Origin of the sequence: Nostoc sp., assembly GCF_036917375.1 — a bacterium.
Lineage (GTDB): Bacteria > Cyanobacteriota > Cyanobacteriia > Cyanobacteriales > Nostocaceae > Nostoc.
Genome location: NZ_JBALDN010000015.1, coordinates 161,672 through 173,551, shown reverse-complemented (window position 1 = coordinate 173,551; position 11,880 = coordinate 161,672). Strand labels below are relative to the sequence as shown.

Genomic DNA, 11,880 nt, shown 5'->3' with positions numbered 1-11,880 from the left:
TATCTTGTTAAATTCATTGTTCTTTTTTTATAATTAATATTCCTACAAACTTACTTAACTGTTTCCCAATCCGTCATCACGATTTACAATCAAAATATTACAATTTTGGTTTCCGTCTTGTTGGTAAATAAACCGATCTACGCTGTTAAGAGCTAGATAAACTCCCAAACCGCCAATCTGTCGTTGCTGTAGCGACTTGTTCAAATCATTTGGAGCTAACTTCTGAGTAGGATTGAAGGGAACACCAGTATCTTTAATCGCAATGGTCAAGGAGCGATCGTCAAGATCGGCTTTTAAAATCAATATGCCTTCGCGATTTGCTGCCTTATAGCCGTAATTAATGATGTTTGTAGCGATTTCATCTACCGCCAAACGCAGTCTATAGGAGGTTTTTTTATTCAAACCTGCTACCGTTGCTGCTGCCATCACATATTCTGCGATCGCCTTTAAAGAGTCCAGTGTTCCAGGCACAGTTAAAGGTTCCATATTTTACGGATTGGGGGTGAGTGAAAGGATGAAATTTTAGTCTGAAGCCTTTCTCTGCACAATCAGCATTGTGATGTCATCAAATTGAGGTGCGTTGCTGATGTGAGCGAACAAATCAGTTGTAATGCGCTCTAGCAGAGGAGACGGCAAAAGCGCAGATCGATCTAGGAGCGATCGCAGTCGCTTTTCAGTAAAAAACTTACCGCTGGGGCTGCGTGCCTCAGTTACCCCATCGGTATAGCCAATTAAGATATCGCCTGGTTCCAACTGTACTTGTTGAATTTTAAATTTCATATTAGGCATCATCCCTACTGCTGGCCCGGTTGAGTTGAGACTGGCTTTGATACCACTGTCTCCGACAACAAACAGAGTTTCGTGTCCACCATTGATGTAGGTGAGAATGCCAGTTGCCGGATCTAGCACGCCAAAAAACAGCGTGGCAAACATACTCATCTGCGCGTGCTGCTGGGCGATGTAATTATTCGTGAGCGCTACTGCTTTCAGGGGGTTAATTTGGTATAAATTGGTTGCCATCTCTGACTCAATCAAAATCGATAATTCCGCCTCATTGGCTATAATAGAGAGTCCGCCCAAACTAATTTGTCCCGAAAAAATACGGATTAAGCTCCGGAACAAAGCCATAAATAACGCAGCGCCTACACCTTTATCGGCGACATCAGCAATCACTAGCCCCAAGTAATCGCCAGGTAGCATAAAAACGTCGTAGAAGTCGCCAGCTACTTGACGGGCAGGAGAGAAAAACGTGGCAATCTCTAAATTAGGTAGCTGTGGGATTTCGTTGGGTAGAAAATCTCTCTGGATTTGTCGCCCTTTTTCTAATTCGTAGTTGAGTGCTTTGGAATAGGTTTCAATTTTCCCATATAGCTGGGCATTTTCTAGAACTATAGCGATTTGGTCAGCAGTGAGCTGCATCAGATGGGCAATTTCTGGGCTAAAGTGCCCCGGTTCTTGGTGTAGCAAGGTAAGAATACCTAAGACCTCTTCATTCCTGAGAATGGGAACAGCTAATGCTGAACGTACAGTGTAAGGCTGATTGGGCAACTGCAACCAACGATCGTCGGTCTCAGTGTCTACGATCAATCCGATCTGGCGCTGTCTGTATACCCAACCAGCAAGCCCCTGTGCTAAAACACAACCAATCAGGCGATCGCGCTCTGCTAGTGCTGTCTCCCTTTGCGTGAGGATACTATCGGTGACAGCACCCTGGCGATCGAGTAAAAATAGACTGCCTTTTTGGGCACCAGTAAGCTGACTACAAACATCTAACGTGTCTTGTAAAGTAGCTTTCAACATCTCTTCTTCGGGTGAAGCGCGGATGATTGTTGCTACTGAATGCTCCAGCAGCTTTTTTTGAGCTTGAAAAGCAGCTTTTTCTGTTTTTAATTCAGCTACCTCTCGCCGCAGGGATTTCAGTTCCTCAATTAGCTGTTGATTCTCTGCTATGCCATTTTCTTCATAAGATTGTTGGATCATAAATAGACCTGTCGCTTTATTATAAGGTTAAGATTTAGCATGGGAATTTCTTAACTGATTGAATGCATCTGCTAATTAGATAGAAATTCCACAAGTCTCCTGCGCTAACTATTAAGTTATTTTGATATAAAAGTCATCCTTTAAATAGTTGAGAATTTATAAAGTTTGTGCCTGAGGAGTCAAATCTTGGTATTCTAAACAATACCAAGATTTTCTCGGAGAACACCAAAATTTTTTGGAGAACACTAAAATTTTTCGGAGAACACCAAAATTTATCAGACTGATGGTTTCATCAGTCTGATAAATATTCAATAACTTCATTTACTCGCAGATGTTGGCTTTGCTTGTCAATTTGCTAGAGATTAGCGGTCTGAACAATTTCCAGGTTTTAGGAGTAGCCATGCATGGAAAAACAACATACTAGTGAGACGCTAGTAGACGTATTGCGCTACAGAGCTATTGGGCAACCTCAGACGCTAGGCTATACCTTTTTGGTAGATGGTGAATCTGAGGGAAGTACACTCACGTATGGAGCACTGGATAAACTGGCAAGAGCGATCGCTACCTACTTGCAAACATTTGCAAAGCCAGGCGATCGCGTACTCCTGCTCTACCCACCTGGTTTAGAATTTATTACTGCCTTTTTCGGCTGCTTATATGCTGGTTTGATTGCGATTCCTGCCTATCCGCCTCGGCAAAATCAGTCGATTGCTAGGTTGGGTGCGATCGTTTCCGACGCCCAAGCAACTGCCATCCTGACAACAACAGCACTATTACCAATCGTTAAGAACTACTTTGCAGACAATCCAGAACTAGCATCTCTAAAAGTCTTGGCCAGCGATGGGATTTCTGAGGCAATCGCACAGGAATGGCAAGCACCTAATATTGATGGAAATACTTTAGCGTTCCTGCAATACACCTCCGGTTCTACGGGAACGCCCAAAGGGGTGATGGTAAGTCACAGTAATCTACTGCACAATTTAGCCTACATTGACCAAGGTTGGAATCACACATCTAATAGCGTGATGGTGACGTGGATTCCGTTCTTTCATGACATGGGGCTAATTTATGGAGTACTCCAACCTTTGTACTACGGCTTTCCTAGCTATATCATGGCGCCCGTGTCCTTTATTGGGCGTCCGATTCGCTGGCTGCAAGCTATTTCCCGCTATCAAGCAACCCATAGCAGCGCACCCAACTTTGCCTATGAACTATGCCTTCGGAAAATTACCGCAGAACAACGCGCTAGCCTAAATCTCAGTTCTTGGCAAGTTGCTTCCAATGGTGCCGAGCCAGTCAAAGCAGAAACACTCCAACGGTTTGCCAAAGCATTTGCCTCCTGTGGGTTTCAAGAAACAGCTTTTTGTCCAGCATACGGGCTAGCTGAGGCGACGCTGAAAGTGACTACCGCAGAGGCACAAACTCAGCCAATAATTATCAAGGTAGAGGCAACCGCACTGGCAGAAAATCGGGTAGTGCTGGCAACAGCAGAGAATTCCAAGGCGCGGCTTTTAGTTGGATGTGGCAATAGCCAGCAGGGCGATACCCGAATTGCGATCGCTCATCCTGAATTATTGAGACGATGTTTACCAGATGAAGTCGGCGAGATTTGGGTAGCGGGAGCAAGTATCACCCAAGGCTATTGGCAGCGACATGAGGAGACAAAACATACATTTGCAGCTTATTTAGCAGATACAGGGGAAGGCCCGTTTCTGCGTACAGGAGATTTAGGCTTTTTACAAGACGGCGAGCTATTTATCACCGGAAGACTCAAGGATTTAATTATTATTCGAGGACACAATCATTATCCTCAAGACATTGAACTCACAGTTACAAATAGTCATTCGGCTTTGGGATTGCAGGGAGTAGCCGCATTTACTATCGAAGTAGACGGTGAAGAACAACTCGTTGTGGCCTGTGAAGTCGAGCGAACTGCTGTGCGGAAGCTTGATGCAAGTGAGGTAATTGGCTCGATCCGACAAGCAGTCACAACACAACACGAGTTAGAAGTTTATGCCGTCTTGCTATTGAAACCAGTCAGTATCCCCAAAACTTCTAGTGGGAAGATTCAGCGCTATGCCACCCGCGCCGGATTTTTGGCGGGGACTTTGGAAGTGGTGGGAGAGTGGAGGAAGGCAGGGGAGCAGGGGAGCGGGGGAGCAGGGGAGCAGAGGGGCAGCACTTCGGCTACGCTCAGTGACCGAGGAGCGGGGGAGCAGGGGGAATTGAGAAGTCGCAAGTCAGGAGACAAGGGAGCGGCGGAAATTCAAGACTGGTTGGTAAATAAGATTGCTCAACGACAAAACATTGCACCCCAATCTATAGATCCGCGTGAATCGTTTGCTTACTATGGGTTGGATTCTATTGCCGCAGTCAGCTTGTCGGCAGATTTAGAGGATTGGTTAGGTTGTCAGTTGTTGCCTACTTTGGCTTACGATTACCCAACGATCGCAACTCTATCAGCCTATCTCACAGAAACTTTATCGCAACGGCGAGAATCTCCAGAACCCAGACAAAATTTCAAATCCGTTGAGGCGATCGCAATTATTGGTCTTGACTGCCGCTTTCCCGGAGCTAATAACCCAGAAGCCTTTTGGCAATTACTACGAAATGGTAAAAGTGCTATCGACCAAATTCCCGCCAATCGTTGGGATTCTCATCTTTTCTATAACCCCATCCCCGCCCAACCAGGGAAAATGAGTACTCGTTGGGGTGGATTTATCGAGCAAGTTGACCAATTCGATCCCCAGTTTTTTGGCATTTCTCCTCGTGAAGCCGAGCGGATGGACCCGCAGCAAAGGCTGTTACTAGAAGTAAGTTGGCAGGCTTTAGAAAATGCTGGATTAGCAAGCGATCGCTTGACAGGAAGCAACAGTGGTGTATTTATCGGCATTAGTACCAATGACTATGCTCGCTTCCAGTTCGATCGCTTATCTGATATTGATGTCTATGCCAGCACAGGCAACGCTCTGAGCATTGCCGCTAACCGCCTATCCTATCAATTCGATTGGCACGGGCCCAGTTGGGCAGTTGATACTGCCTGTTCTTCATCTCTGGTTGCAGTTCACCAGGCTTGTCAGAGTTTACGGTTAGGGGAATGTGACTTGGCTTTGGCAGGTGGTGTTAATTTAATTCTCACCCCTCAAATGACAATCGCCCTGTCCCAAGCAAGATTCATGTCAGGGGATGGTCGCTGTAAAACCTTTGATGCGGATGCAGATGGTTATGTCCGGGGAGAAGGTTGTGGAATCGTAGTGCTGAAGCGTTTTACTGATGCTATCAAAGATGGGGATAATATCCTGGCGCTGATTCGCGGCTCGGCAGTCAATCAGGATGGTCACAGCAATGGGCTGACTGCTCCTAGAGGAATTGCTCAACAAGCCGTTATCCATCAGGCCCTTGTGAATGCTGGAGTCGCACCCGCAGCGATTAGTTATGTTGAGGCTCATGGGACAGGTACAGCTTTGGGCGACCCGATTGAAGTTAATTCTTTGCAATCAGTGTTGATGTCAGGTCGTTCTCTAAAACAATCTTGTGCGATCGGTTCGGTGAAGACTAATATCGGTCATTCAGAATCAGCAGCGGGAATTGCAGGGTTAATTAAAGTTGTACTGGCTTTGCAACATGAAGAGATTCCCGGTACGCTTCATCTCCAGCAGTTAAATCCGAAGATTACCATCCAAGACACGCCTTTTTCAATTCCCAGCGAGACTCAGAAGTGGTCTGGTTTTGGGGAGCAACGTTTTGCAGGAGTAAGTTCCTTTGGCTTTGGCGGTACGAATGCCCATGTTGTTCTGGAGGAAGCGCCGGAAGAGAGCGGAGGGGCAGAGGGGCAGAGGAGCAGAGGGGCAGAGGAGCAGAGGAGCAGGGGAGCAGCACTTCGGCTACGCTCAGTGACCGAGGAGCAGGGGAACAGGGGTGGAAATTTCCACCTCAAATCGGTGCTGACGCTTTCGGCAAAAAGTGAAATAGCGTTACGGGAATTAGCTCGGCAGTATGTGGCGTTTCTGGAGTTTCATTCAGAAGTATCTCTGGGGGATATTTGTTATACGAGCCATGTGGGGCGATCGCATTTTAACTATCGACTAGCTCTGGTTGCAGAATCCTCTGAGCAATTTTGCGAGGAACTCGCAGCGTTCATTTATAATTCACCACCTTCTAGAACAAGCGATCGTTGTCAGGGAGTTGCTTTCCTGTTCACCGGTCAAGGTTCGCAATATATCGGTATGGGGCGCGAACTTTACAACACGCAACCCGTTTTTCGGCAAGCCATAGAACGCTGCGCTGAAATCTTGCAGCCCTACTTAAACCAGCCTTTGTTAGAGGTTCTATATCCTAGAAGTGAGTTAGACAACCCAACTCAAGCCTCTATTAATGAAACTGCTTATACTCAACCTGCTTTATTTGCTCTGGAATATGCATTGTCTGAGCTATGGCAGTCCTGGGGAATCAAACCAAGTGTGGTGATGGGACACAGTATCGGCGAGTATGTAGCTGCTTGTGTCGCAGGAGTGTTTAGTCTGGAAGATGGGCTGAAGTTGATTGCTGCACGGGGAAGACTGATGCAAGCGTTACCGTCTGGGGGAGCAATGGTAGCGGTATTTGCCCAGTCGCAAGAAGTATCGAGCATCATTGATGAGTATTCAGATTTGGCGATCGCAGCAATGAACGGCGCACATCTGATTGTCTCAGGTGGATCTCAATCTATTACATCGGCTGTGGTTAGGTTAGAAGCAAAGGGAGTGAAGACGAAACCACTTGAGGTTTCCCATGCTTTTCATTCGCCATTGATGCAACCCATGCTGGCGGAGTTTGAACAAATTGTCCAGCAAGTAAACTACTATCCGCCAAACCCCGATATTCGTTTTATTTCTAATATCACAGGTCAACTGGCAAAAGCAGAGATCGCCACGCCTGAATATTGGGTGCAACATGTGATGCAGCCAGTCCGGTTTGCTGATGGGATGGCAACTCTAGCAAAACTAGGAGCCTTAGCGTATTTGGAAGTAGGGCCGCAACCGATTTTATTGGGAATGGGTCGCCAGTGCTTATCGGGTAACGAGTATGTGTGGCTTCCCAGCCTCAAAAAGGAATCAAATTCACAGCAGATGTTGTGCAGTTTGGCAACTTTGTACGAGTCTGGAATATCCATCGATTGGGTAGGCTTTCATCATGGCTCTCAACATCGTCGGGTAATATTGCCCAATTATCCGTTTGAGCGATCGCGCTTCTGGATGGAAACTGCATCTAGTGACGTGACTGCTAGAGAATCGCTCTGTTCGCCAGCAGAAATCAAGCGTTTGCTCGTGCCCCAGTTGGCTGAATTGACAGCCCAACTGAGTCTCAAACACTATGGGGAAGCCCTAAGTACTTTGGAATCCCTAAGTATCCTTTATGTGGTGGCGGCATTCCGGCAGATGGGGTGGAATTTGCAGCTAGGCGATCGCTATTCCATCCCCCAACTCACCAAACTAGGAGTCATCGAGCAACATCAGAAACTCGCTTTGCGTCTGTTGGAAATGCTGGTTGAAGAAGGGATTCTTCAGCGAATTGGGAATCAGTGGGAAGTAACTCGAATACTAGAGTTACCGACACCACAAGCGCAACTACATAATTTGCGATCGCAATATCCCCAAGCAAATGCAGAACTGACACTGTTAGAGCGTTGCGGTTCGCACCTGGCTCAAGTACTCCAAGGTGAAACTCGCCCACTGGAGTTACTATTTCCCCAAAGCGATTTGACAGCATTAACCCAGCTTTACCAGGATTCCCCCGGTGCAAAGGTGATGAACGCGCTAGTCCAAAAGGCGATCTCAACCGCGATTTCTACTGCTACAGTCAGCATTTTGGAAATTGGAGCCGGAACTGGCGGAACAACTGCTTACCTCCTACCTCATCTCCCAGCAGATCGAACTGAATATGTGTTCACAGACTTAGGAACGTGGTTCACTTCCAAGGCTCAAGAGAGATTCCGAGATTACCCATTTGTCCGCTATCAGTCTTTAGACATTGAACAAGACCCCCAATCTCAGGGATTTACTAACCATCAATACGACATCATTGTGGCAGCAAATGTCCTGCACGCAACTGAGGATTTACAGCAAACCTTACGTCATGTTCGCAGCCTGTTAGCACCAGGAGGATTGTTAGTATTGCTGGAGGGAACAAGTCCCCGACGTTGGTTAGATTTAGTCTTTGGATTAACGCCAGGGTGGTGGAAATTCTCAGACTACGAGTTGCGACCATTCTACCCTTTGTTAGCAGTGACCGACTGGCTGGAATTGTTGTCTGATTGTGGGTTTCAAGAGGCTGTGCATCTGGCGCCTGATTGCGAAGCGATCGGCGATTCATTCCAACAGGTTGTCATCCTGGCTCAGAGCATCAGTACCAATAACCCAGTTAACCACAATAGACCTCTTGCAAAAAACACTTTTGCAAGAGTTGGGAAAAGGGAAAAGGTTAAAGGGGAAGAAGACAATACAAAACCTTTACCCTTTCCCCCCCGCCCCTTATCCCCAGAGGGGACCCCACCTTCCCCTTTTCCCGACTTATGCGAGAAGTCTAATCATCTCCCATCACCCATTGCTGCCACCATCAACACGGCACAATCAACATTTCTCCAATCGCTAGTAACCAAGCCTGTACGAGCGCGACAGGAGGAATTAATGACTCATGTCCGCTCATTGGTAGCCAAAGTTTTAGGCTTAAAGCAACCCCAGTCCATCGGTTTGCAGCAAGGATTCTTTGAATTAGGGATGGATTCATTAACTGCTACGGAGTTGAAAGAGCAATTGCAAAATAGTTTAGGCTGTTCGCTTTCCCCAACCACACTATTTGATTATCCGACGGTAGCAGCATTGGCGAATTATCTGGAAACGCAAGTGTTGTCGCTCTTAGATCCACAAGCATCAACCCAGCAGGCTAACTCTAATTCTGAGACTTTCCAGGAACAAGCCTTACTGGAAGAATCATCATTAGAAGAAAAGAGAGCGAGATTGTCATCACCCGACCAATCGCTTGACGAAATTGCAGATTTGCTGGCTGCAAAACTAGCATCAATCAGAGAGGGAAAACTGCTATGAGTCGTCCTTCAGAAACCAGAGATTATGGACAATTGATGCAGAGCGCATTGCTGGAGCTATCAGCCCTACAAGCAAAGCTCAATACCCTCGAACATGCTGCAACTGAACCCATTGCAGTCATCGGTATTGGTTGCCGCTTTCCTGGAGGAGTTAACTCTCCAGAGGAATTATGGCTGTTATGCAAAAATGGTGGTGATGCGATCGCCGAAGTTCCCAGCGATCGCTGGGATGTAGATGCTTCCTACGATCCCGATTTAAGTAGTTATGACAAAACTAACACCCGTTGGGGTGGCTTTTTAGCAAACATCAATCAATTCGATCCCGGCTTTTTCGGAATTTCCACGAGCGAAGCAGCTACCATTGACCCCCAACAACGACTGTTATTAGAAGTAAGTTGGGAGGCATTAGAAAACGCTGGATACGACCCCTTACAACTAGCTGGTTCTCAGACTGGCGTGTTTGTGGGAATTGCCACTTGTGATTATTACAAAGCCATGACCGCAATTCCCACGAGAGCCGGTACCGGGATTGCCAATAGTATGGCGGCAAATCGCCTGTCCTACTTTTTGGATGTGCGAGGCCCAAGCGTCACAATCGACACTGCTTGTTCGTCGTCCCTGGTTGCTATTCATACAGCTTGCCAAAGTCTGCGGCATCGAGAGTCAAATCTCGCATTGGTGGGCGGCGTGAATATTATGTTGTTACCGGAGGTGAATATTACCTTTTCTCAGGCTGGCATGATGTCATCTGATGGACGCTGCAAAAGCTTTGATGCTACAGCCGATGGCTACGTCCGAGGAGAAGGATGTGGGATAGTTATCCTGAAGCGTCTTTCAGATGCAGTCAAAGATGGCGATCGCATTCTAGCGTTACTGCGGGGAACCGCCGTGAATCACAATGGCCGCAGTGTTGGACTAACTGCACCAAATGGGTTGGCTCAACAAGCAGTGATTCGGCAAGCATTGGCAAATGCGAGAGTAGCACCCGATGAGATTGACTATGTTGAGGCACATGGTACGGGTACTCCAATGGGGGATGCCATTGAGCTACAAGCAATTTTGGGGGTACTAGGACAGGGACGAACCTTCGACCAACCCTGCGGACTCGGTTCTGTGAAAACTAATATTGGCAACCTAGAAGCTGCTGGTGGAATTGCCGCATTTATCAAAACTGTCCTCTGTTTGCAACACGGAGAAATTCCCCCTCATCCCCATTTCAAAACCATCAATCCCCATATTGACATCAAGTCAACACCATTCTTGATTCCTACAATCGCTCGTCCGATAGATATCAAGCCTCGGTTTGCTGGCGTTAATTCCTTTGGCTTTGGCGGTACCAATGCTCATGTAGTATTAGCAGCAGAGGAGGGCGGAGGGGCAGCACTTCGGCTACGCTCAGTGACCGAGGAGCAGGGGAGCAGGGGAGCAAATTTTCACGTCAAATCGCTGTTGACGCTTTCGGCAAAAACTGAGACAGCGTTATGGGAACTAGCAAGTTGCTATGCAGATAGTTTAGAAAACTACGCTGCTCAATCGATTCCTGATATCTGTTTCACAACTAATATCGGTCGATCGCATTTTAATCATCGCCATGCGATCGTTTCGTCAGGCGATTTACCCCATTTAATCTCCCAACTGAGGACATTCGCCACTAGCAAACAGACAACAGGACAATTACAGCCGGAGAATAGGCCGAAGATTGCATTTTTGTTTGCTGGACAGGGTTCGCAATACATTGGTATGGGATGGGAACTTTACAATACCCAACCTATTTTCCGTGCTGCCTTAGACGATTGCGATCGCATCTTACGCTCTTATTTGGATCGCCCACTGTTGGAAGTACTGTATCCAATGTTAGGGGAAAGGGAAAAGGAAAAAGGGGAAAGGGAAAGAAACTTAGCGCCTCATCTTTTAGATGAAACTGCTTACGCCCAACCTGCTCTATTTGCTGTAGAGTATGCCTTAGTAAAATTGTGGCAGTCATGGGGCATTGAACCTGATGCGGTGATGGGTCATAGCGTCGGAGAGTATGTAGCTGCTTGTGTGACAGGTGTATTCAGCTTAGAAGAAGGGCTGTACTTGAGCGCCGAACCGGGACGACTGATGGCAACGCAAGCTAGAGAAGGGCAAATGGTGGCGGTGTTTGCAGCTAAAGAGATAGTAGAGGAGGCGATCGCATCTTACCAGGATACTGTTGCTATTGCTGCCTTTAACGGCCCTACCCAAACTGTGATTGCGGGCGATAGACAAGCGGTTTCAGCAGCGATCGCCCGTCTGGAATCGGATTTCATTATGACTCGCGAACTGAATGTTGCCCATGCGTTTCACTCACCCTTAGTAGACCCCATCCAAAATGCCTTTGAGCAGACTTTGAGGAAAATGCAGTTTCATCCCCCAAGTCTGCCGTTTATCTCTCATCTTTCGGGAGAATTCGAGCCAGGGGTACTAGATGCTAACTACTGGCGCTCTCAACTGCGATCGCCCGTGCGTTTCGATGGAGGTATCCAGACCTTAGCAGAGGCAGGGTATAATATTTTTCTGGAAATTGGGCCAACAGATACTTTGGCAAGCATGGGTAAGCGCTGTCTGCCTAAAAATACTGCTACTTGGTTGTCTTCTTTAAGACAAGGACACGATGAGTGGCGATCGCTGCTCGACAGTCTGGCTACTTTATACATAAAGGGTATAAACATTAATTGGTCAGAATTTCATAGAGATTCCCCTCGACAACGAGTTGCTCTGCCCACTTATCCTTTCCAGCGCCAACGCTGTTGGATTGACAATGAATTTTAGATTTTAGATTGCCGATTTTAGATTAA

At 47.0% G+C, this 11,880-nt stretch carries 4 protein-coding genes; 2 read left to right on the top strand and 2 right to left on the bottom strand.

Annotated elements, in window-relative coordinates:
* Positions 1-54 precede the first annotated feature (54 nt).
* Both V7K45_RS03840 and V7K45_RS03835 read right to left on the bottom strand, forming a co-directional pair.
* Positions 55-486, bottom strand: coding sequence for an ATP-binding protein (locus V7K45_RS03840; protein WP_335000545.1), 432 nt, complete (start codon positions 484-486; stop codon positions 55-57).
* 36 nt (positions 487-522) lie between these two features.
* Positions 523-1,980, bottom strand: coding sequence for a PP2C family protein-serine/threonine phosphatase (locus V7K45_RS03835; RefSeq protein WP_335000543.1), 1,458 nt, complete (start codon positions 1,978-1,980; stop codon positions 523-525).
* 404 nt (positions 1,981-2,384) lie between these two features.
* Here V7K45_RS03835 and V7K45_RS03830 point away from each other — a divergent pair, with 404 nt between their 5' ends.
* Positions 2,385-9,062, top strand: coding sequence for a beta-ketoacyl synthase N-terminal-like domain-containing protein (locus tag V7K45_RS03830; RefSeq protein ID WP_335000541.1), 6,678 nt, complete (start codon positions 2,385-2,387; stop codon positions 9,060-9,062).
* Positions 9,059-11,854, top strand: coding sequence for a type I polyketide synthase (locus V7K45_RS03825; protein WP_335000539.1), 2,796 nt, complete (start codon positions 9,059-9,061; stop codon positions 11,852-11,854). The genes V7K45_RS03830 and V7K45_RS03825 overlap by 4 nt, the downstream gene beginning before the upstream one ends.
* The last annotated feature ends 26 nt before the right edge of the window (positions 11,855-11,880 follow it).